Annotated in this window: 23 protein-coding genes; 12 read left to right on the plus strand and 11 right to left on the minus strand. The window is 70.7% G+C overall.

Going from position 1 to position 21,423, the window contains the following annotated elements; genetic code table 11:
* Positions 1–11: 11 nt before the first annotated feature.
* From ABZS58_RS22370 to ABZS58_RS22385, 4 genes are read right to left on the minus strand one after another with little or no spacing between them, the layout of a single operon-like run.
* The gene (locus ABZS58_RS22370) at positions 12–638 is read right to left on the minus strand and encodes a PadR family transcriptional regulator (protein ID WP_354784341.1); all 627 of its coding nucleotides are present in this window, start codon (positions 636–638) and stop codon (positions 12–14) included.
* Complete coding sequence (locus tag ABZS58_RS22375) at positions 635–1,450, minus strand: DUF4097 family beta strand repeat-containing protein (protein WP_354784343.1); 816 nt, start codon at positions 1,448–1,450, stop codon at positions 635–637. Before ABZS58_RS22375 ends, ABZS58_RS22370 begins: the two co-directional genes overlap by 4 nt.
* A 46-nt stretch (positions 1,451–1,496) precedes the next feature.
* Positions 1,497–2,288 (minus strand): lysophospholipid acyltransferase family protein, encoded by a 792-nt coding sequence (locus ABZS58_RS22380; protein ID WP_354784345.1) that lies wholly within the window; start codon positions 2,286–2,288, stop codon positions 1,497–1,499.
* A 4-nt stretch (positions 2,289–2,292) separates the two neighbouring features.
* On the minus strand, positions 2,293–3,078 hold the full coding sequence (locus ABZS58_RS22385; RefSeq protein WP_354784346.1) for a GNAT family N-acyltransferase: 786 nt from the start codon (positions 3,076–3,078) through the stop codon (positions 2,293–2,295).
* A gap of 92 nt (positions 3,079–3,170) precedes the next feature.
* Between ABZS58_RS22385 and ABZS58_RS22390 the strand changes: the two genes are divergently transcribed.
* Entirely contained in the window at positions 3,171–3,575 is a 405-nt protein-coding gene (locus ABZS58_RS22390) for a DUF3052 domain-containing protein (protein ID WP_354784348.1), read from the plus strand.
* Here the strand turns inward: ABZS58_RS22390 and ABZS58_RS22395 are convergent.
* The gene (locus ABZS58_RS22395; protein ID WP_354784350.1) at positions 3,541–4,698 is read right to left on the minus strand and encodes an Ig-like domain-containing protein; all 1,158 of its coding nucleotides are present in this window, start codon (positions 4,696–4,698) and stop codon (positions 3,541–3,543) included. The genes ABZS58_RS22390 and ABZS58_RS22395 overlap by 35 nt on opposite strands.
* A 132-nt stretch (positions 4,699–4,830) precedes the next feature.
* On the opposite strand from ABZS58_RS22395, the gene ABZS58_RS22400 reads away from it, so the two are divergent.
* From ABZS58_RS22400 to ABZS58_RS22425, 6 genes are all read left to right on the plus strand, one after another.
* Entirely contained in the window at positions 4,831–5,742 is a 912-nt protein-coding gene (locus ABZS58_RS22400; RefSeq protein ID WP_354784352.1) for an ABC transporter ATP-binding protein, read from the plus strand.
* An 85-nt stretch (positions 5,743–5,827) separates the two neighbouring features.
* Positions 5,828–6,754 (plus strand): ABC transporter permease subunit, encoded by a 927-nt coding sequence (locus tag ABZS58_RS22405; RefSeq protein WP_354784354.1) that lies wholly within the window; start codon positions 5,828–5,830, stop codon positions 6,752–6,754.
* Positions 6,755–6,942: 188 nt separating this feature from the next.
* Complete coding sequence (locus ABZS58_RS22410) at positions 6,943–10,665, plus strand: multifunctional oxoglutarate decarboxylase/oxoglutarate dehydrogenase thiamine pyrophosphate-binding subunit/dihydrolipoyllysine-residue succinyltransferase subunit (protein WP_354784356.1); 3,723 nt, start codon at positions 6,943–6,945, stop codon at positions 10,663–10,665.
* Positions 10,666–10,730: 65 nt separating this feature from the next.
* Entirely contained in the window at positions 10,731–10,907 is a 177-nt protein-coding gene (locus tag ABZS58_RS22415; protein ID WP_354784358.1) for a DUF6104 family protein, read from the plus strand.
* 226 nt (positions 10,908–11,133) lie between these two features.
* Positions 11,134–12,138, plus strand: coding sequence for a chlorophyllase (locus tag ABZS58_RS22420; protein ID WP_354784360.1), 1,005 nt, complete (start codon positions 11,134–11,136; stop codon positions 12,136–12,138).
* A 154-nt stretch (positions 12,139–12,292) separates the two neighbouring features.
* Positions 12,293–13,243, plus strand: a complete 951-nt coding sequence (locus tag ABZS58_RS22425; RefSeq protein ID WP_354784362.1) for an FAD-linked oxidase C-terminal domain-containing protein — start codon at positions 12,293–12,295, stop codon at positions 13,241–13,243.
* Here the strand turns inward: ABZS58_RS22425 and ABZS58_RS22430 are convergent.
* Positions 13,193–13,813 carry a Pr6Pr family membrane protein gene (locus ABZS58_RS22430; protein ID WP_354784364.1) on the minus strand — a complete coding sequence of 207 codons (621 nt, stop codon included), beginning with the start codon at positions 13,811–13,813 and terminating at the stop codon, positions 13,193–13,195. The two genes, ABZS58_RS22425 and ABZS58_RS22430, sit on opposite strands and share 51 nt — an antisense overlap.
* 72 nt (positions 13,814–13,885) lie before the next feature.
* Here ABZS58_RS22430 and ABZS58_RS22435 point away from each other — a divergent pair, with 72 nt between their 5' ends.
* A complete protein-coding gene (locus ABZS58_RS22435; RefSeq protein ID WP_354784366.1) occupies positions 13,886–14,773 on the plus strand; it encodes a chlorophyllase in 888 nt (295 codons plus the stop codon).
* A 127-nt stretch (positions 14,774–14,900) separates the two neighbouring features.
* Here ABZS58_RS22435 and ABZS58_RS22440 read toward each other — a convergent pair whose 3' ends face one another.
* The 3 genes from ABZS58_RS22440 to ABZS58_RS22450 all read right to left on the minus strand — a co-directional run bounded on the left by ABZS58_RS22440 (position 14,901) and on the right by ABZS58_RS22450 (position 17,509).
* On the minus strand, positions 14,901–15,854 hold the full coding sequence (locus tag ABZS58_RS22440; protein WP_354784527.1) for a zinc-binding dehydrogenase: 954 nt from the start codon (positions 15,852–15,854) through the stop codon (positions 14,901–14,903).
* Positions 15,851–16,969: an NADP-dependent malic enzyme gene (locus ABZS58_RS22445; protein WP_354784529.1), complete on the minus strand. Its 1,119-nt coding sequence runs from the start codon at positions 16,967–16,969 to the stop codon at positions 15,851–15,853. The genes ABZS58_RS22440 and ABZS58_RS22445 overlap by 4 nt, the downstream gene beginning before the upstream one ends.
* A gap of 225 nt (positions 16,970–17,194) precedes the next feature.
* Positions 17,195–17,509 (minus strand): S24/S26 family peptidase, encoded by a 315-nt coding sequence (locus tag ABZS58_RS22450; protein WP_354784531.1) that lies wholly within the window; start codon positions 17,507–17,509, stop codon positions 17,195–17,197.
* Positions 17,510–17,579: 70 nt separating this feature from the next.
* Between ABZS58_RS22450 and sodN the strand changes: the two genes are divergently transcribed.
* The 3 genes from sodN (at position 17,580) to ABZS58_RS22465 (ending at position 18,996) form a co-directional block, all read left to right on the plus strand.
* Entirely contained in the window at positions 17,580–17,984 is a 405-nt protein-coding gene (gene sodN, locus ABZS58_RS22455) for a superoxide dismutase, Ni (RefSeq protein ID WP_354784367.1), read from the plus strand.
* A gap of 72 nt (positions 17,985–18,056) precedes the next feature.
* Positions 18,057–18,542, plus strand: coding sequence for a GNAT family N-acetyltransferase (locus tag ABZS58_RS22460; RefSeq protein WP_354784369.1), 486 nt, complete (start codon positions 18,057–18,059; stop codon positions 18,540–18,542).
* A 25-nt stretch (positions 18,543–18,567) separates the two neighbouring features.
* Complete coding sequence (locus ABZS58_RS22465) at positions 18,568–18,996, plus strand: ATP-binding protein (protein ID WP_354784371.1); 429 nt, start codon at positions 18,568–18,570, stop codon at positions 18,994–18,996.
* A 4-nt stretch (positions 18,997–19,000) separates the two neighbouring features.
* Here the strand turns inward: ABZS58_RS22465 and ABZS58_RS22470 are convergent, their stop codons facing one another.
* Together ABZS58_RS22470 and ABZS58_RS22475 are read right to left on the minus strand one after the other, a co-directional pair.
* Positions 19,001–19,744 carry an FCD domain-containing protein gene (locus ABZS58_RS22470; RefSeq protein ID WP_354784373.1) on the minus strand — a complete coding sequence of 248 codons (744 nt, stop codon included), beginning with the start codon at positions 19,742–19,744 and terminating at the stop codon, positions 19,001–19,003.
* An 84-nt stretch (positions 19,745–19,828) separates the two neighbouring features.
* A complete protein-coding gene (locus tag ABZS58_RS22475) occupies positions 19,829–20,224 on the minus strand; it encodes a hypothetical protein (protein WP_354784375.1) in 396 nt (131 codons plus the stop codon).
* 73 nt (positions 20,225–20,297) lie between these two features.
* Here ABZS58_RS22475 and ABZS58_RS22480 point away from each other — a divergent pair, with 73 nt between their 5' ends.
* On the plus strand, positions 20,298–21,233 hold the full coding sequence (locus ABZS58_RS22480; protein ID WP_354784377.1) for a diacylglycerol kinase family protein: 936 nt from the start codon (positions 20,298–20,300) through the stop codon (positions 21,231–21,233).
* The last annotated feature ends 190 nt before the right edge of the window (positions 21,234–21,423 follow it).

Here is a 21,423-nt window from a genome sequence, read left to right on the forward strand (position 1 = left end):
TCACCCCAAAGCTAGCGCAGAAGGCGCCGCACCTGGTCCAGTGCGCCGTCGAGGACGACCAGAGTGGCACGCATCGTCTCCTGGCCGGCGCGGCCGGCGCGGGCCAGCCTGCGCACCTCGGCGAGCAGCTGGGCGGCCTTCTCCTCCAGCTCGGCCGCGGCGTCGCCGGGCGCGGGCGCGGGCCGGGACGGTCCGGTGGCGCCGGGGCGCGGCGGGTAGCCCCAGCCCCAGGCGGGCGCGCTGCGGGCCTGCTTGCCGGCCTCCTTCAGCTCCCGCTTCAGGTCGCGCACGGAGCCGTGCACCCCCTGCTCGACCTCGTCGGCGAGGGTCGACAGGTCGGCGAGGGAGGCGTTGATGTCGGTCTCGAGGGTCTCCAGCTCGGCGGCGCGCTGCGTCAGCTCGGCCCGTCCGGCCTCGGTGATGTCGTACACCTTCCGGCCGCCGGACGCGGTGTGGCTGACGAGCCCGTCGGCCTCCATGCGCTGCAGGCGCGGGTAGATGGTGCCGGCCGACGGCGCGTAGAGACCGTGGAAGCGGTTCTCCAGCAGCCGGATCAGCTCATACCCGTGCCGGGGCCCCTCGTTGAGCAGCTTCAGCAGGTACAGGCGCAGACGGCCGTGGCTGAACACCGCACTCATGAGGATTCCTCGTCCAGGTCGACCGGCCTGCGCAACAGGGTGATCGTGCCAGACGTCGCGTTGGCGGCGATGCGGCCGGTGCCCGCGCCGAGCTGTCCGACGACCGTGTTGCGGCCGACCCGCTCCAGGCCGGGGAAGGCGCTGACCACCCGCCCGGAGACGGCGTTGAGGTGGACGCGCAGGTCGCTGTCCTCGCGGACCCGGGCGGTGATCTCGCCGGAGACGGTGTCGAGCCGCACGTCGGTGCCGACCGGCGGGTTGTCCAGGTCGCAGGTGATCGAGCCGGAGACCGCGCGGGCGTGGACCTTGTGGGCGGTCGAGTCGGCCACGACGATCTCACCGGAGACCGTCTCGAGGTCGACCTCGCCGTCGAGGGTGAGCGCCTCGATTGAGCCGGAGATCACCTTGGCCGAGACGCGGCCGTCGAGGCCGAGCAGGGTGACGCGGGCGCTGGTCGTGTCGACCCGGACGCCGTCGCGCAGCGAGGAGACGATGACGGAGCCGGACACGACGCGCAGCGAGGCCGGGGTCTGCGACGGCACCATGACCGAGACGTCGACCTTGAACCGGCTGTGGAAGAGCCACCAGAAGAAGCCGGGCCATCGTGGGATGTTCCCGTGCGAGACGCGCAGCACGCCGGCGTCGTCGAGGGTGACCGTGATCGGGCGCTCACCGATCGCGGAGACCTCGACGCGAGGGGGGCCGTCGGCGCCGACGACGTTGACCCGCCCGCCGACCAGCCGCACCTGGAGATCCTTGACCTCCCCTTTCAGGTCGAGCCGCGTCGGCTCGGCGATGTTCCACGTCGTCATGCCACCGAAGGTAGCAGACAAACGCGATACATCGCGACTGTCGCGTCTACAGCACCACCGACGTCGCCGCCCGGGCGAGGAGCCTGCGCGAGGAGGACGGTTCGGGATACAGCTTCGAGTGCGCCCGCAGCTCGATCGACAGCCCCCTGGCCGCGACGACCCGCTTCAGCGAGGTCACCAGCGTCTCGTCGCCGATGAACGCGGCGACCGTCGACGGCGTCCCGCCCTGGGCGAAGTTCAGCCGGACCGGCACGACCGGGGCGGACGCGTCGACCGCGGCCTGGAACATCGCCGGCCGGAACGTGCCGCCCATCCGGCCGCACCAGGTGGTGCCCTCCGGGAAGACCGCCACGACGCCACCGGCGGCGAGCTCGGCCCGGATCCGCCCGACGGTCGCCGGGAGGGTCTTGGGCCGGGACCGGTCGACGAAGACCGTGCCGAGCGTGGCCGCGAGCCGGCCGATCAGCGGCCACGCACGGACCTCACGCTTGGCGAGCAGCTTGGCCGGCGCGTGCGCCAGGATCACGACGACGTCGAGCCACGAGACGTGGTTGGCCACGAGCAGCGCGCCGCCCTGCGGGATCCGGCCGATCGCGCGGTGGGAGATGCCGAGCCCGGCGAGGATCGCGCGGGCCAGGTAGCGCTGGACGACGATGAGCGCGCGCTGCGGCAGCAGCGCCAGGATCGGCACCGCGAGGACCCCGAGGAGCAGGACCGACCCGGTCACGACGACCCGCTTGAGGATCGTCGCGACCGGGACGTGCTCGTCGGAGCGAGCCGGCAGGCAGCTCACGTCGCAGGTCGAGCGCGGCAGCCAGAGGGAGTCGACGACCGTCACGGCGTCACCCCTGTCCGAGGTCCCGGCCGAGGGATTCGCCGAGGAAGTGCCGCATGTACCGCGGGTTGACGCGGTCCAGCGACAGCAGCACGTAGAAGTCGGCGCAGTCGAAGTCCGGGTCGTGCGCCGGCTCGCCGCCGATCCAGGCACCGAGCCGCAGGTATCCCTTGAGCAGCGCCGGAACGTCCACCTTCGCCGGCACGGGCCCCTGCAGCGCAAGGGGATTGCGCGGCCGGACCCGCCAGGCGGGCGGCACGAGGTGTTTGCGCCGCGCCAGGTCCCAGACCCCGGCCGCGGTGGCGCCGCCGTCGGCGAGCGGCACCGACGCGCAGCCGCCGAGCCAGCGGTGCCCGTGCAGGTGCATGTACCGCGCGATCCCGGCCCACATCAGGTTGATCACCGCACCGCTGCGGTGGTCGGGGTGCACGCAGGAGCGGCCGGTCTCGACCAGGTCGCCGCGCAGCGGGTGCAGTCCGGCGAGGTCGAACTCGGTGTCGGCGTAGAGCCCGCCGGCGGCGGCGGCGCGGTCCGGCGGCAGCATCCGGTAGGTGCCGACGACGTCGCCGGTGCGCTCCTCGCGGATGATGAGGTGGTCGCAGTACTCGTCGAAGGCGTCGACGTCGAGGCCAGGGGTGCCGGAGTGCAGTGCGGCGCCCAGCTCACCGGCGAACACGTCGTGGCGGAGCCGTTGTGCGGCCCGGACCTGGTCACCGTCCGTGGCCACCAGCAGGGTGTAGCGATCGGTTTCGTCGACCCCGACCGGGTCGGCGGCGACGGCGAGAATCGTCATGCTTTCGGTGTAAGGCTCGACCCCTGCGGCTGGCTGACGATGACTGGTTACCCGCATGGCGGGCGGGTGAACGATGACTACCGTGGTCAGGCATGGCGGGATATTCAGGGACTCCACTGCCCAAGAAGCTCGGCGTCAGCGCCGGGCACCGCGTGCTGCTCGACGGGGCTCCGGCCGGGTTCGAGCTGCGCGAGCTGCCGTCCGACGTGGTGCTGCACCGCCGCACCGCGCCCGGGCTCTACGACGTGATCGTCTGCTTCTGCCCTGATCAGGCCCGGTTGCGGCGGCGCTGGCCGGCGCTGCACCGGCTGACGCCACCGGCCGGCGCGCTGTGGGTCGCCTGGCCGAAGCGCGCCTCCGGCCTGGCGACCGACCTGGACGAGAACCACGTCCGCGACTTCGCCCTCGCGCACGGCCGGGTCGACGTCAAGGTCTGCGCGATCGACGACGTGTGGTCGGGGCTCAAGCACGTGATCCGGGTCGCCGACAGGGCGTGACGACCCGAAGCAGCCAGCCGGCGAGCAGCATGACCAGGCCGGCGATCGCGTGCGGCGCCGCCGCGCCGCCGGTGACGGGCAGATCGACGGAGCCGACCATCACCTCGACGGTGCCGGCCACGGACGTGGTGCCGTCGGTGACGGTGTAGCCGAAGGTGTCCGCGCCGGCGAAGCCCCGGTCCGGGGTGTAGGTGACGGTGCCGTCGGCGTTGAGCACGGCGGTGCCGTTGCCCGGCTGGGTCACGGCAAGGACCTTGAGCGGGTCACCGTCGGGGTCCTTGACGTTGTCCAGCGGCGTGATCGTCTGCGCCCCGCTGCCGCTCGGCGTGGTCACGGTCGGCGTGCTGACCACGACCGGCGCGCCACCGGCGGCAGGCACCGTCACGGTCACGGTCACGGTGCCGGTCGACACGAGGCCGGATCCGTCGCGCAGCGTGTAGGTGAAGGTGTCCGTCCCCCTGCGGCCCGCCGCCGGGGAGTAGGTGACGGTCCCGTCGGCGTTGAGCGTGGCGGTGCCGCCGGACGGCCGGGTCACGCCGGTGACCGTGAGCGGGTCGCCGTCGGGGTCGCTGTCGTTGCCCGTCACCGTCACGGTCACGGCGACGCCGGCGGTGGTGGTCGCGCTGTCCGCGCCGGTGACCGGTGCGCCGCCCCCGACCGTCAGGGTCACCGCGGCGGTGCCGGTCCCCCCGTTGCCGTCGCTCAGCGTGTACGTGAACGCGTCGGCGCCCTGGTAACCGGCCATCGGTGCGTAGCGGACGGTGCCGGCGACGATCTGCAGTGTCCCGTGCGCGGCGCCGGTGGCGGCGACGGCCCGCAGCGGGTCGGCGTTGGCGTCGGTGTCGTTGGTGAGCACCGGCACGACGACCGCGCTCCCGGTGGGGGCGCGCAGCGTGTCGGCGACGCCCACCGGGGCCTGGTTGAAGACGGTGACGATGACGGTCGCGGTGCCGAGCCCGCCCCGGCCGTCGGAGACGGCGTAGCCGAACGTGTCGACGCCGGAGAACCCGGCCTCCGGCGTGTAGACGACGGTGCCGTCCGCGCCCGCGGCGGCCTCCCCCGCCCCTGCCAGCACTGTCGCCGGGAAGAGCAGCAGCGCCACGACCGCGATCCTGAAAGCCACCTTTCGTGTATACGTGGATACGGTGCGCTATGGGCGAGTTTTCCTCGCCTTGATCCAGGGCCGGGGCGGGGCTCCGTCGGTTGCCGGGACGTGCCATATTGACGGCTTCACTCTCTTGGAGGGAGCGGCACGTTGTCCAACGGACAGATCGTGGTCTCCGACCTGACAAAGCGCTATAAGAACGTCACGGCCGTGGATCACCTGTCGTTCGTGGTCGAGCCGGGTCGGGTCACCGGGTTCCTCGGCCCCAACGGCGCCGGCAAGACCACCACGCTTCGCATGATCCTGAATCTGGTGACCCCGTCGTCGGGGTCCGCGACCATCAGCGGCCGGCGGTATTCCGACGTGGCCGAGCCGCTGCGGCTGGCCGGCGCGATCCTGGAGGCCTCGGCCGCGCACAAGGGCCGCACCGCGCGCAACCACCTGCGCATCGTCGCCGCCGCGGCGGGCATCCCCGACTCGCAGGTCGACAAGATGCTGGAGCTGGTCGGGCTGACCCCGGCCGCGAAGCGCAAGTTCCGCGGCTACTCGCTGGGCATGAAGCAGCGGCTCGGCATCGCCCAGGCGATGCTCGGCGAGCCGCAGGTGCTGATCCTCGACGAGCCCGCCAACGGCCTGGACCCGGAGGGCATCCGCTGGATGCGCGGGCTGCTGCAGGGCCTGGCCCAGCAGGGCCGCACCGTGCTGGTCTCCAGCCACCTGCTGTCGGAGATGGAGATCCTCGCCGACGACGTGGTCATCATCGCCGCGGGCAAGCTCGTCACCCAGGGCCCGGTCGAGCAGATCGTCGGCGGCGGCTCCAGCGCGCCGCGCACCCGGGTCCGCACCCCCGCCCTGCAGGAGCTGGTCACCGCGGTGCGCGAGGCCGGCGCCACGATCCAGCCCAACGGCAACGACAGCCACGTGATCACCGGACTCGACGCCCCGGCCGTCGGCCACCTGGCCCTCACCGCCGGGATCGAGCTGCACGAGCTGGTCAACGAACGGCCCGACCTGGAGCACGTCTTCCTCGAACTGACCCAGGGAAAGGCAACCATCCGATGAACGACCCGCAGCGAAGCGAGGAGTTGGTCATCATGGGCGCAGGCTTGGGGTCAGGCCGGCGCCGGAGCGCAGCGGAGGTGACGGCATGACCCGGTTGATCCGCAGCGAGCTGCTGAAGTTGCGCACCACGAACATGTGGTGGATCTTCCTGCTGACGTCGCTGGTCTTCACCGCCCTCGCCATCTGGATCAACATCGAGCAGACCAAGTCGGAGCTGACCAACCACTTCACCGCCTACTCGCAGGGCGACCCGCCGCCGAACCTGACCGAGGAGCAGCGCGCCGAGTTCGAGGCGAGCCAGCGGCAGTACGAGCAGGAGGAGGCGGCCCGGGTCGCCAAGGCGCACGCCGCCGGCCAGGTCGCCAAGTACGCCGCGAACATCTACACCTCGGGCCAGTTCTTCGGGTTGCTGCTGGTGATGCTCCTGGCGATCCTGGTGATCACCAACGAGTTCTACCACCAGACCGCGACCGCGACGTTCCTCGCGACGCCGAAGCGGACCAAGGTCATCACCGCGAAACTCATCACCGCGGGCCTCGCGGGCGTGCTGTTCTGGGTGATCACCACCGCGATCTCGGTCGTCGGCGGGGTGCTCTACTTCGGCGCCGAGGACCTCACCAACAGCCTCGGGCACTGGACGGCACAGCAGGCCATCCTGCTCAACCTGCTGGTGTATGTCCTGTGGGCGGTCTTCGGCATCGGCGTGGGCGTGCTGATCCGCAGCCAGATCGGTGCGACCATCACCGCCGCGGTCCTGTACACCGTCGGCACCTGGGCCGCGATCATCTTCCTCACCCTGATCCACGAGCTGGTGATCAAGAAGGACTGGGTCCTGGAGAGCGCCGTCTACATCCCGCCGCTGGCGTCCATGCACGTCGTCGGCGGCCTGGCCACGCAGCTCGGCGACACCGACCTGCCGCCGCGCTGGGCGGGTGCGCTCGTGCTCATCGTCTGGGCCGTCGTGCTCGGCACCGTCGGCACGCTGATCACCCGGAAGCGCGATATCGCCTAGTGCTCCTGAGGCAGATCTAGGACAGCTGTGGCCGCCGAATGGCGGCCACAGCTGTATGGGACGGACCCATACCGCCGTCGACATGGTCACTCCGGTGGCGTCGGCGACGAACGGGCGTTCGGCAGCGCGTAGCCTTGACGCGGATCCGTGACCCCAGCAACTCCGTTTGGAAGAGGCGATCAGCAGCCGTGTCGACCCAAGCGACCAACTCGCAGGAGAACCCCTTGGCGGGTTTCGGCCCGAACGAGTGGATCGTCGAGGACATGTATCAGAGGTACCTCGCCGACCCGGCCAGCGTGGACCCCGCGTGGCACGACTTCTTCGCCGACTACAAGCCCAGCGGCGACGAGGCGCCCGCCCAGGCTGAGCCGGCGGCCGTGACCGCTCCCGCTGCCCCGGCACCCAAGGCGGCGGCGTCGCCTCCGCCCGCTCCCGTCAAGACCGCGCCGGCCGCGGCTCCCGCCGCCGCGCCCGCTCCGGCCGCGGCCAAGCCGGTCGCCAGGCCGGCCGAGAAGCCCGCGCCGACGAAGCCGGCGGCCGCTCCGCGCAGTGGCGCCAAGCACACCCCGCTGCGGGGCATCGCGGCCCGCATCGTGCAGAACATGGACGCCTCGCTGGAGGTGCCGACCGCCACGAGCGTCCGCGCCGTCCCGGCGAAGCTGCTGTCCGACAACCGCGTCGTGATCAACAACCACCTGGCCCGCGGCCGGGGCGGCAAGGTCAGCTTCACGCACCTGATCGGCTTCGCGATGGTCCGGGCGCTCGCCGCGCACCCTGAGATGAACAACTCGTTCGCCGAGATCGACGGCAAGCCCAACCTGGTGCAGCCCGAGCACGTCAACCTCGGCATCGCGATCGACCTCACCAAGCCCGACGGCTCGCGCAACCTGGTGGTGCCGAGCATCAAGGCCGCCGACACCATGGACTTCCGGCAGTTCTGGTCGGCGTACGAGGACATCGTGCGCCGCGCCCGGCGCAACGAGCTGACCATGGAGGACCACAGCGGCGCCACGGTCTCGCTGACCAACCCCGGCGGCATCGGCACCGTGCACTCCATGCCGCGGCTCATGGCCGGGCAGGGCACGATCATCGGCGTCGGCGCGATGGAATACCCGGCGCCCTACGCCGGCATGTCCGACGAGACCCTGGCGGACCTCGGCATCAGCAAGATCCTGACGCTGACCAGCACGTATGACCACCGGATCATCCAGGGCGCGCAGTCCGGGGAGTTCCTGAAGGTCATGCACGAACTGCTGCTCGGCGAGCACGGCTTCTACGACCAGATCTTCACCGCCCTGCGGATCCCATACGAGCCGGTCCGCTGGGTGCGCGACGTCGCCCGCACCAGCGAAGGCCAGATCGACAAGGCGGCCCGGGTCGTCGAGCTGATCCACGCCTACCGGGTCCGCGGCCACCTGATGGCCGACACCGACCCCCTCGAATTCCGCATCCGCCGCCACCCCGACCTCGACGTGCTCGAGCACGGGCTGACGCTGTGGGACCTCGACCGGGTCTTCCCCGTCGGCGGCTTCGCCGGCAAGCAGAAGATGAAGCTGCGGGCCGTCCTCGGCGTCCTGCGTGACTCCTACTGCCGCCGCGTCGGCGTCGAGTACATGCACATCATGGACCCGGAGGAGCGCCGCTGGGTCGCCGAGCGGGTCGAGAAGCCGTACGAGAAGCCCGACACCGCCGAGCAGAAGCACATCCTCAACCGCCTCAACGCCGCCGAGGCCTTCGAGACGTTCCTGCAGACCAAGTACGTCGGGCAGCGCCGCTTCTCCCTGGAGGGTGGCGAGTCGCTGATCCCGCTGCTCGACGAGATCCTGCAGAACTCCGCCGAGGGCGGCCTCGACGAGGTCGTCATCGGCATGGCGCACCGCGGCCGCCTCAACGTGCTCGCGAACATCGTCGGCAAGCCCTACGAGAAGATCTTCTCGGAGTTCGAGGGGCACCTGGACCTCAAGTCCGCGCACGGGTCCGGCGACGTCAAGTACCACCTGGGCATGACCGGCAAGTTCACGCACCCCGACGGCGAGCACGCCACGACCGTCTCCGTGGTCGCGAACCCGTCGCACCTCGAGGCCGTGAACCCGGTCCTCGAAGGCATCGTGCGGGCCAAGCAGGACTCGATCGACCTCAAGCTCGAGGGCTACACGGTCCTGCCGCTGCTCATCCACGGCGACGCCGCGTTCGCCGGCCAGGGCGTGGTCGCCGAGACGCTCAACCTGTCGCAGCTGCGCGGCTACCGCACCGGCGGCACCGTGCACGTCGTGGTCAACAACCAGGTCGGCTTCACCACCGCGCCGGAGTACTCGCGCTCGTCGCTGTACTCCACCGACATCGCCCGCATGATCCAGGCGCCGATCTTCCACGTGAACGGCGACGACCCCGAGGCCGTGGTCCGCGTCGCGCGGCTCGCCTTCGAATACCGCCAGGCCTTCAACAAGGACGTCGTCATCGACCTCGTCTGCTACCGCCGGCGCGGGCACAACGAGGGCGACGACCCGTCGATGACCAACCCGCTGATGTACGCGATCATCGACCAGAAGCGCTCGGTGCGAAAGATCTACACCGAGGAGCTCATCGGCCGCGGCGACATCCCGATCACCGAGGCCGAGGCGCTGCTCAAGGACTACCACGAGCAACTGGAGACGGTGTTCAAGGCGACCCGCGACGCCTCCTCCAACCCGGCGTCCCGGCTCACCCGCCTCCGCGAGCCCGAGGCGGAGCCGGTGGTCGAGACCGCGATCGACCCCTCCGTCATGCAGGCGATCGGCGAGGCGCACGTCAAGCTCCCCGACGGCTTCACCCCGCACAAGCGCGTCCAGCAGCTGCTGGACCGCCGCGCGAAGATGGCCGCCGAGGGCGACATCGACTGGGGCTTCGCCGAGATCATCACGTTCGGCTCGCTGGTCGAGCAGGGCGTCACCGTCCGCCTCTCCGGTCAGGACTCGCGCCGCGGCACCTTCGTGCAGCGGCACGCCGGCATCGTCGACGCCGAGACCGGCGGCGACTACATGCCGATGTCCGCGCTGATCACGGGCAACGCGAAGCTTTTCATCTACGACTCCCTGCTGTCGGAGTTCGCGGCGATGGGCTTCGAGTACGGCTACTCGGTGGAGAACCCCGACGCGCTCGTCATGTGGGAGGCCCAGTTCGGCGACTTCGTCAACGGCGCCCAGTCGATCGTCGACGAGTTCATCTCCTCCGGCGAGGTCAAGTGGGGCCAGCGCACGGCCGTGACGCTGCTCCTGCCGCACTCGCACGAGGGCCAGGGCCCCGACCACACGTCGGGCCGCCTGGAGCGCTACCTGCAGCTGTGCGCCGAGGACAACATGCGGGTCGCGGTGCCGACCACCCCGGCGAACCACTTCCACCTGCTGCGCCGACAGGCGCTGTCGCCGAAGAAGAAGCCGCTCGTCGTCTTCACGCCCAAGTCGCTGCTGCGGCACCGGCTGTGCGTGTCCCCGGTCGAGGACTTCACCACCGGCACCTTCGCCACCGTCCTCGGCGACCCCGGCATCAAGGGCACGGCGCTGGACAACGCCGCCGTCAAGCGCGTCCTGCTCTGCTCCGGCAAGGTCTTCTACGACCTGCTGCAGGCCCGCACCGAGCGCGGCATCACCGACACCGCCATCATCCGGGTCGAGCAGCTCTACCCGATGCCGGTCGAGGAGCTGCGCGAGGCCCTGGCCCAGTTCCCCGACGCGGAGGACTTCGCCTGGGTCCAGGAGGAGCCGGCGAACCAGGGGGCGTGGTCGTTCATCGCCCTCAACCTCCTGGAGCACCTGCAGGGCGTCGGGCTGCGCCGCATCTCCCGGCCCGCGGCGGCCGCCCCGGCGGTCGGCTCGACGAAGCTGCACGACGCCGAGCAGCAGGCCCTGATCGAGGCCGCGCTGCCGAAGCGCTGATCCGTTCTTTCGTGGTATCCGTATCGGGGAGGGCTCGCGCCCTCCCCGGTTTCTTTGGGGGCGTCATGTACTTCACCGACCGCGGCATCGAGGAGCTCGCCACCCGCAGGGGCGAGGAGGAAGTCACGTTCGAGTGGCTGGCCGAGCGGCTGCGGGAGTTCGTCGACCAGAACCCCGAGTTCGAGGTCCCGATCGAGCGGCTCGCCGTCCACCTGGCCCGCCTGGACGACGACGAGGACTGACGGCGTTCCGGGACTTCGGAGTGACCGTCGTCACCGGCTGACTAGCGTGCCGGCGCCGGCGGTCCTTCGATCGTCGGCGCCGGTCATGTCCACCAAATGGGTCGTACAAGTACAAGCTGGCGTAGTCCGGCAAGCCAATCGATTGTCCCCAGACGGGTGATAACGCCTTAGCGCATCGGCCACCTACATTCTGTACGTGCCCCCGAGTCGCAACCGTTCTGCAACCGTGTCGCTCCTGGCCGCCGCCCTGCTCCTCCTGGGCGGCGCTTTTTCGGCCTCAGGGGCCGACACGCCCAGCGAGCCCCTCACCGCCGCGGCGGGAGCCCAGGCCGCCGGCGCGAGCAGCCATGCGATCGGCGTGCGGCACTTCGATCTTGCCCGGGGCAAGGACCGTCCGCTGCCCACCACCGTGTGGTATCCGACGCGCGGCTCGGCCCGCAGGACCAAGGGGCAGGCGCAGCGCGACGCCGCGCCGCTGCCGGGGAAGCTGCCGCTGATCGTGTGGAGCCACGGTTTCTACAGCAATCCGCAGATGCAGGAAGGCATGACCAAGTTCCTCGCTGAGTCGGGATACGTGGTCGTCGCCGCGGCGTACCCCTTCACGAAGAAGGACACGCCGAAGTTCAACAAGCTCGACGTACCGAACCAGTCGCTGGACGCGTCGTTCGTCATCACGCAGATGCTCCAGCCCGGCAACCCGCTGGCCGACAGCATCGACCCCGGCCGGATGGCGGCCGTGGGGCACTCCGGCGGCGGCACCACCACCGACGGCCTGTTCACCGTGCACCGCGACCCGCGCCTCAGGGCCGGCGTCATCTTCGCGGGCCGGCCCGCCGGGAAGTACCAGGGCAGCCCGGTGCCGCTGCTGTTCATCCACGGTGACAAGGACCCCGTCGTCGCCTACGAGCAGGGCCGCACGTCCTACGCCGCGAACCCTTGGCCGAAGGCGTTCCTGACGATCATCGGCGGCGAGCACGGCGCCGGCACCAACGACGCGGAGCGCGGCCACCACCAGGCGATGGCGACCCTGCTCGACTTCCTCACCTGGGCACTCGACGGTGACGACAGCGCCCGGCTCCGGCTGAGCAACGACGCCACGCTCGACGGTGTGACGCGCTTCGAATCGGTCGGGATCTACAGCACCAGCACGAGCACCACGACGACGACCACGACCGCGACGACGGCGGCGCCCACGATGAGGCCGAGCTTGGAGCCGGTCGCGGCGGGCTGAGGCGCCTGGTTGGTGTTGTTGTTGTCCACCCATGCCTGGAATGCCTGAGTGTTCTGACTTGGGTCAATGCGCTCATCGGGCATGGCCGACAGAATACCTATGACCTGACCTGGGAACAGTGGCCGAACGTGTCGGATTGTGGCACTCTCCGTCAATGGCCAGCTGGCGTGAGCGGTCGTGGTGGGGCTGGGGCTGGGCCGACGAGGCTCTCGACGACGACGCGTGCCGGCGCCTGGCGGAGACGTCGCTGCGGCCGTGGATGCCGATCGACGGGTCGGTGCTGCCGGTGCCGTACGACCCGGTCCTGCCCCCGCCGCGGCTGATCCCGCCGTCGATCATGCAGGAGGCGTTCGCCGCCGACGCGATGACGCGGGCGGCGCACACGTACGGCAAAGCCTTCCGCGACGTGGTCCGGGCCCTGCACGGCCGGCTCGACCACCCGCCCGACCTGGTCTGCTTCCCGCGCACCGCCCATGACGTCGTCGCCACGCTGGACTGGGCGGAGGCGGTCGGGGCGGCCGTCGTCCCGTACGGTGGCGGCACCTCCGTCGTGGGCGGCGTCGAATACCGCGGGGACGCGCCGTGGATCTCCCTCGACCTGGGCCGGCTCAACCGGATCGGCGACGGCGCTTCCGGTGATCAGGGCGTCTGGCGATCGTCGTTCCTGCGGGCGCCGTACACGCGCGACGCCCTCATCAGGCTCGGCCTCATCGTCGAGACGGTGGAGACGGCGTGCACCTGGACGCGGTTCGAGGCGCTGCACGCGGCCGTGACCGCCGCCGCGCAGGCCGCCGCGCCGGCCAGGGTCGCCGTGGTCACCTGCCGCATCACCCATGCCTATCCGGACGGGCCCGCGCCGTACTTCACCGTCATCACGCCGGCCCGGCGCGGCGCCGAGGTGACGATCTGGGACGAGATCAAGGCCGAGGTCAGCTCGGCCATCACCGCCGCCGGCGGCACGATCACGCACCATCACGCGGTCGGCCGGGACCACCTGCCGTGGCTGGCCCGGGACCCGCTCTTCACCGACGTGCTGCGGGCCGCGAAACGCACGCTAGACCCCCGCGGGATCCTCAACCCGGGTGCGCTGCTGCTGCCGCAGTAGCCTGCGCACGCCCGCGCCGAGCCCGATGAGCAGCAGCCCGAGCAGGAAGAACGCCACGGTGAAGCCGAGCGCCGAGATCGTCACGCCGCCGTACCCGAGCTCGCCCGCGTCCACGAACGGATACGGATACTCGTGCACGATCGCACCTCGTGCCAGCGCGAACGCCAGATATGCGAGGGGATAGCAGAGCCAGACCGCCGCGAACCACCAGCGGACCGGCTCGCGGTCGACGAAGAGCCAGGTGACCGCCGCGAGGATCGGCGTCACCGTGTGCAGCAGCAGGTTGTGCGGAGCGTGCGCCCCCGAGTCGACCACGTGGAACGGGCTGGACGGGTTGGCCAGCAGCGCGTGATACACCGTGCCGGTGATGCAGCTGTACAGCGTCGCCGCCCCGCGCACCCAGGCCGGCACCGTCCATATCGTCGCCGACGCCGACACCACGGCGATGATCACGCTGCTCTGCACGGTGAAGTAGACGAACACTCCCCCGTCACCGTGGGTGTAGTCGAGCAGCAGGATGATCCCGGCCAGCGCACTCACCGCGATGAGCGCCCGGAAGACGACGGACATGGCCGCAACCTAGCCGGAAATCGCCCTCCGGGCCAGCCTTCGCCGGGGCGGCGGCCTCGTACGGTTGGTGCCATGCGCCGGCTTTTGTGTGTGGCCCTGCTGCTGTCGTTGTCCGGTTGCACGGTCCGGCCGGCGCCCGCCCGGTGGGTGACGCCGTCCCCGCCACCCCCGACCATCGCTCCCCACCTCGCCCAGGTCACGCCGCTGTCGCCGCTGCCACTGCCGCGCGGCACGCTCGACGTCTCGCGGCAGGAGGTGACGTACAACCGGCAAGGGCGCGTCCTGCGCACCGTCATCTGGCAGCCGGCCACGACGGCCAAGGTCCCCGCGGTCGTGTTCAGCCACGGCCTGAACGGCACGCCCGAGTCGTTCGAGCCGCTGCTCACCGCCTGGGCCGCGGCGGGGTTCGCGGTGATCGCCCCGGCGTACCCCAACACGACCCGCAGCGCCCCGCGCCTCGACGTCTACGACGTGCTCAACCAGCCCGCCGACGCCTCCTTCGTGCTGCGCCAGGTCCTCGCCGGCCCGCTCGGCAACCGCATCGACGGCACCCGCCTCGCCGCCGCCGGCCACTCCGCGGGCGCCATCACCACCGTCGGCCTCTTCACCGCCGACCGCGACGCCCGCCTGCACGCCGGCATCATCCTGGCCGGCAGCGGCCTGGGCGTGGGCACCGCGTTCACCGGCACGCCGGCCTCCCTCCTCTTCGTCCACGGCGACGCCGACCCCATGGTCTCCTATGCCTCCGGCAAGGCCACGTACGACGTCGTCCCCTGGTCCAAGGCCATGCTGACCGTGCCCGGCGGCAACCACAACGACCCGTACCTCCGCCCGGACATGCGGTCCTTCACCGAGGTCCGCACCGTGACGCTCGCTTTCCTGCGCCTCTCGCTGTACGGCGACCTCTCCGCCCGCCGCCAGCTCCCCCACTCCTCCTCCTCCTTCGACGACCAGTTGTGAAGTCATCCGGTCACTCCGCGCGTGGGGGTGGGTTCGGGGAGCAGGCCGGCAAAGGACCGAGGGGCGTGCCCCGGAGGCAGCGGAAGGCTGGGCCGGGCACGCCCCTCGGGGACGGATGAGCAGCGGGTCAGGTGGTGTGGTCCAGGACGATCTTGCCGAAGACGTCGCCGGAGTGGAGTTTTTCGAAGGCGGTGCGGGCGGTGGAGAAGGGGATGACCGAGTCGATGAGGGGCCGTACGCCGGTCTTGGCGAGCAGGGTCATCAGGTCGGCGAGTTCCTCGGGGGTGCCCATGCTGGTGCCGAGGATCTCCAGCTGTGAGGCGAACAGCCGGCGCAGGTTCACCGCCGGCAGGTGGCCGCTGGTGGCGCCGGAGACGACGATGCGGGCGCCGGACTTGGCGCACTTCAGAGAGTGGTCGAAGGTGGCCTCGCCGACCGTTTCGATCACTACGTCGACGCGTTCCGGGAGGCGGGCGCCGGAGTCGAGGGCGGTGGCGCCCAGGGCGGCCACCCGGTCCCGTTTCGCGGCGTCGCGGGAGGTGGCGTACACGCGGGCGCCGAGGGCCCTGGCGAGCAGGACCGCGGCCGTGGCCACCCCGCCGCCGGCGCCCTGCACCAGGACGGCGCCGCCGGCTTCGATCCGGCCCTTCGTGGTGAGCATGCGGTATGCGGTCAGCCACGCCGTGGGCAGGCAGGCCGCCTCGGCGAAGGTGAGCTCCGGGGGCTTCGGCACCAGGTTGTACGCGGGGACGGTGACCTGCTCCGCGACGGTGCCCTGGTAGTGCTCCGACAGGATGGAGAAGTCTCCGCCGGGGGTGAAGACGACCGGATACACGACGACCTCGGCGCCGTCGGGGCCGATGCCGGCGGCGTCGCAGCCCAGGATCATCGGGAGCTGCTCGGGGCGCAGGCCGACGCCGCGCAGCGACCACAGGTCGTGGTGGTTGAGCGCGCTGGCGCGCACGTCCACCACGACCCAGCCGTCTTGCGGGGCCGGCGCTGGCGCGTCGCCGACGGTGAGGCCGGCGAGAGGGTCGGCGTCGTTGAAGCTGGACGCGAAAGCGGCACGCATAACGGTTATCTCAACACACCGTCGTGGCGGGCCGCAGCGCTGACCGCGGCGGCGACGGCCGGGGCGACGCGCGGGTCCAGGGCGCTGGGGACGATCGCGTCCGTGCTCAGCTCCTCGGCGGCCAGCACCGACGCGATGGCCGAGGCGGCGGCGACCTTCATGCCGTCGGTGATGCGGGTGGCGCCGACGTCCAGGGCGCCACGGAAGATGCCGGGGAACGCGAGCACGTTGTTGATCTGGTTGGGGAAGTCGCTGCGGCCGGTGGCGACGACCGCCGCGTAGCGCGACGCCACCGAAGGGTGCACCTCGGGCGTCGGGTTGGCGAGGGCGAAGATCGCTCCACCGGGTGACATGCCCGCGAGGGCGGATTCGCCGATGGTGCCGCCGGAGACACCGATCAGGACGTCGGCTCCGCGCAGGGCGTTGGCGATGTCCCCGGTGATCCCGCCCGCGTTGGTGAGGGCGGCGAGGGCGGCCTTCTCCGGGTTGAGGTCGGTGCGGCCGTTGTGCAGGCAGCCCCGAGAGTCGAGCACGACGATCTCGCCGGCGTCGGCGCCGCCGCTGATCAGCATCTTGGTGACCGCGACCCCGGCGGCGCCGGCCCCGCTGACGACGATGCGCAGGTCGCGCAGCTCGCGGCCGAGGACTCGGGCGGCGTTGCGCAGCGCGGCGAGCACGACGATCGCGGTGCCGTGCTGGTCGTCGTGGAAGACGGGGATCGGCAGGGTCGCTTCCAGCCGGCGCTCGATCTCGAAGCAGCGCGGCGCGGAGATGTCCTCGAGGTTGATCCCGCCGAACGACGGTGCGAGCGCGGTGACGATCGCGACGATCTCGTCCGGGTCCTGGGTGTCGAGGCAGATCGGCACCGCGTCCACCCCGCCGAACTGCTTGAAGAGGACGGCCTTGCCCTCCATGACCGGCATCGCGGCCCGCGGGCCGATGTTGCCCAGGCCGAGCACGGCGGATCCGTCGGTGACCACGGCGACGGCGCGGCCGACCCAGGTCAGCTCATGGACCAGTGACTCGTCGGCGGCGATGGCCTCGCAGACCTGGGCGACGCCCGGCGTGTACGCCAGAGCGAGATCTTCACGGGTCGCGAGCGGGACGCTGGACTGGACGGACATCTTGCCGCCCCGATGCAGGTCGAAAACGGGCCCTTCAAGGGCATGGGGGTCCTTCGCGAACGACCTGTCGATTTCGACGGTATGCGCCTCGAAGTGCTTGGTCACGGGTGCAGACACGGGGGCTCCTTTGCCACGTCTGACAATGCTGGTGTTTCCGCGAAGCGCTCGGGTGGTGAAAGCGCTCAAGATGCGATTCAGCGGGGGTGACCCGGTATCCGCATCACCTTACGCCGCGGTCCGCCGCAACCGCACCGGTTGTGGCCACCAGCGAAATGTCACACGTCCGATGACGTCGGCGACGCCGTACGACGCCGAATCATCGGATCCGAAGGAGTTGTCGCCGGTCAGCCACCATCCGCTGGCCTCGGCGCGGGCCACGCGCTTGACCACCAGAAGGCCGGGCCGGCTGCGGAAAGACCCGACGACGACGTCACCCGGGCGGGCCCCGCGCGTGCGGCGGACGAGGATCCGGTCGCCGTGGCGCAGCGTCGGCACCATCGACGGGCCGTTCACCAGTGCCGTGAACCACGGTAGCCGCATGAAATCCCCGGACTTGGATAGGAGTAGGGTCACCAACTGAGGATCATCGCAAATCACCCTGGAGGGTTCGATGCGACTGTCGCGGCTTTTCACCCCGCGCACCGTGGTGAGCGCCCACTGCGACCTGCCGTGTGGTGTCTACGACCCGGCGCAGGCCCGAATTGAGGCCGAGTCCGTCAAGGCAATCAGCGAGAAGTATCAGGCCAACAGCGACCCCGAGTTCCGCACCCGGGCGCTGCTGATCAAGGAACAGCGCGCCGAGCTGGTCAAGCACCACCTGTGGGTGCTGTGGACCGACTACTTCAAGCCGCCGCACTTCGAGAAGTATCCGCAGCTGCACGGCCTGTTCAACGAGGCCACGAAGCTCGCGGGCGCGTCGGGCGCCAAGGGTTCGGTCGACCCGGCCGTGGCCGAGCAGCTGCTCGGGAAGATCGACGAGATCGCGAAGATCTTCTGGGAGACCAAGCAGGCCTGACCTGCGAGGCAACCGGCGCCCCCTACCCCGCCACGGCGGGGTGGGGGGCGTTTCTTTACCGGAGGCGCATAGATGAGCGTGGAAGTCATCGAGGCACGGGACGAGGACGTCGAGGCGATCGTCGCGATGGTCCACGAGCTCGCCGAGTTCGAGAAGGCCGCCGAGGAGTGCCACCTGACCGCGGAGCAGCTGCGGGCCGCGCTGTTCGGGCCGGCGCCGGCGGTGTTCTGCCACGTCGCCCGCACCGGGGGCGAGACGGTCGGGATGGCGCTGTGGTTCAGGACGTTCTCCACGTGGGAGGGCGTGCACGGCATCTACCTGGAGGATCTCTACGTGCGTCCGGGCGCCCGCGGTACGGGTGCCGGAAAGGCCCTGATCGCGAACCTGGCGCGGATCTGCGTGGAGTCCGGATACCCGCGGCTGGAGTGGTCGGTGCTGGACTGGAACCCGGCCCGCGGCTTCTACGAGGCGCTCGGCGCGCGACACAAGTCGGATTGGCTGCCCTACCGGCTCTCCGGGGACGCACTCGCCGCAACGGCGCGTGCGGCCACGTCGTAGAGTCGCGGGCAAGGGGGTTCATCGCGTGACTCAGGTCGTTTCGAAGAGGTCGGGCTCGGACGGCGACGACGTCGTCCTGCTGGCCGTGCCCGCCTCACCCGCCTATCTGGGGGTGCTGCGCACCGCCACGGCGGGTCTGGCCGCGCGGCTGCAGTTCACGCTCGACGAGATCGAAGACCTGCGCATCGCCGTCGACGAGGCGTGCGCGATGCTGCTCGCGGTGGCGAGCGAGACGCCGCAGCTCGGCGACACGGTCGAGCTGGCCTGCCGCTTCACGGTGACGGTCGACGCGTTGACGGTCGAGACGACCGTGCCGCTGGGCTCGCCGACGGAGCGGCTGCCCGGTGGCGAGTCGTTCGCGTGGCAGGTCCTCAGCGCCCTGGCCGACGAGGTGTCGGCGTCCGTCGACGGGCATCAGGCGAGCATCCGGCTGACGAAGCGCCGCCCGAAGTAGGCCTTCAGGGGACGACCCGCTGCTTGAGCGCCGCCACGCCGGGCACCGGCCGGCGGGTGTGCTCGGGAGGGACCTCCGACGGCCGGACGTTGTCGATGTGCCCGCGGGCGAGCTCCATCGCCAGCTCCACGTCCTGGGCGCGGATCGCCGCCAGCAGGGCCCGGTGATCCTGGTCGATCACCCTCCACATCGGCAACGGTGCGTTGTGGGCCGCCGCTTTGCGGTCGCTCACGGTGTACAGCGGACGCACCATCAGACAGAGCAGCGTGTTGCCCGACGCGCTGGCCACGGCGAGGTGGAAGGCCGCGTGCGCGGCGATGCGCTCGTCGAGGCCGGCGGTGTCCGGATCGAACATCGCCGCATCGAGCTCCCGCAGGTGGGACGGCTCGCGGCGGGCGGCGGCGAGACCGGCCGCCGGGACCTCGAGCATCCGCCGGACCTCGAGGAAGTCGTCGCCCTTGACCGAGCCGCTGGCCAGCAGCAGACCGACGCCGTCGGTGAGGAACTGGCCGAGCGTGTGCGCGTCGGGCTCGGCGACGAAGCTGCCGCCGTTGACCCCGCGGGTGGTGACGATCAGGTGCTGGCTGCTGAGCAGGCGGAGCGCCTCGCGGACGGTGGAGCGGCTCAGGCCCGACTGCTCGCACAGCTGCGGCTCGGTCGGCAGCCGCGCGCCGGGCAGGAGTCGACCGGACATGATCTCGACGCGGAGCCGGTCGGCGAGCAGCTGATACGCGGGTGCGACCGTCACGAGATCCGAGGGTAGGTCACACCGGCCGTGATGGGGACCGGCTGGGCCAAGCCTCCTACGTTCGGCCGGAACAAGTGCCGAAATTCAGCGGATGCCGAGCGCGATCCGGGTCGAAGGCGCGAAGAGCAGGATCGCGCCGGCCAGGCCGAGCGCGAACAGCGGCGCGCCGATGTAGGGCTGGCCGTTGGTGAGCATCGTCCAGCCGATCGGCATCTGCAGCATCTGCGTGACGATCCCGGGCCCGCGGGCCCACCGCTTCCGGCGGTGCAGCGCCACGGCGATGCCCAGGAACAGCACCGTCATGAGCGCCAGGTAGCCGGTGAAGGACAGCGCCACGGACAGGAACGTCGTCTCGCTGGTGACGTCGAGATACACGATCACCAGTGTGAGCAGGGCGAGTCCCACGCCCTCGGCGAACAGCAGCCGCACCGCCCACCGCAGGGTCGCCGGCTCCCGCTCCGCCGCTGCCGTGCCGCTCACCTGGCATTCCCCTCGCTCGACCCGGTCCGTGCACCTCACCTTATCGCGCAGGAGAGCGGGTACAGTGCCGCCCATGCGTGCCCTCCTGGTCGTCAACCCGAACGCGACGACCACCACCGAGCGCGGCCGGGACATCCTGGTGCGTGCGCTGCGCAGCCAGGTCGACCTGGAGGTGGCCTACACCCAGCGCAAAGGCCACGGCGTGGAGCTGGCGCGCGACGCCGCCCGGGAGCGCTTCGACCTCGTCGTGACGCTCGGCGGCGACGGCACCGTCAACGAAGCCGTCAATGGTCTGATGACGTTCGACGCGGGTCCGGCCGAGGGGCGGGCGCAGGATCGCCCGGCGCTCGCGGTGGTGCCGGGTGGCTCCACGAATGTGTTCGCGCGGGCACTGGGCCTGCCGAGCGACTGGGCCGAGGGCACCGGCGCCATTCTGGAGGCGCTGCGCGACCGGCGGGAGCGGATCATCGGGCTCGGCCGCGCCGACGACCGGTATTTCACGTTCTGCGCCGGCATGGGCCTGGACGCCGAGGTCGTGCGGCGCGTGGATCAGGCCCGGCACAAGGGCTCGACGTCGACGCCGTGGCTGTATTTCCGGGCGATCGCGCAGCAGTACGCGTCGACGAACCGGCGCGTGCCGCTGCTCACGCTCGAGCTACCGGGCGAACCGGCCCGATCCGGGCTAACGTGGATGTTGGTGCAGAACACCGCACCGTGGACATACATCGGCGAGCGGCCGGTGGATCCGAATCCGCGGGCCTCGTTCGACACGGGTCTCGACGTGCTCGGCCTGCTGCAGATGCAGGTCGGGAGCACGGCCCGGACGATGGCCCAGCTGGTGCGGGGCGCAGATCCGAAGGGCAGACAGGTGCTGCGGATGCACGATCTCGCCGGGTTCACGCTCACCGCTGCCAAACCGATCGCTTTCCAGGTTGACGGTGAGTACCTCGGAGAGTGCGACAAGTTGGATTTCGCGTCCGTGCCGGGGGCGTTACGCGTAGTGTGTTGAGTCACCCCGGGCGATCATCCACCGAAGGGGGGAGAAAGTTGCAGAGAGTCGCGAGAGAGACACCGCGGCCGCATCTCCGAAACCCCTCCGGTCGTTGACCGAACCGTACTACATTGGTAACTGGCTGTTGCGATTCATGGTCCCTAAATACAATAAAATCGGACAAACAGCGCGTGAGCTTGCTCACCGA

This window comes from Dactylosporangium sp. NPDC005555 (genome assembly GCF_040605635.1).
Lineage (GTDB): Bacteria > Actinomycetota > Actinomycetes > Mycobacteriales > Micromonosporaceae > Dactylosporangium.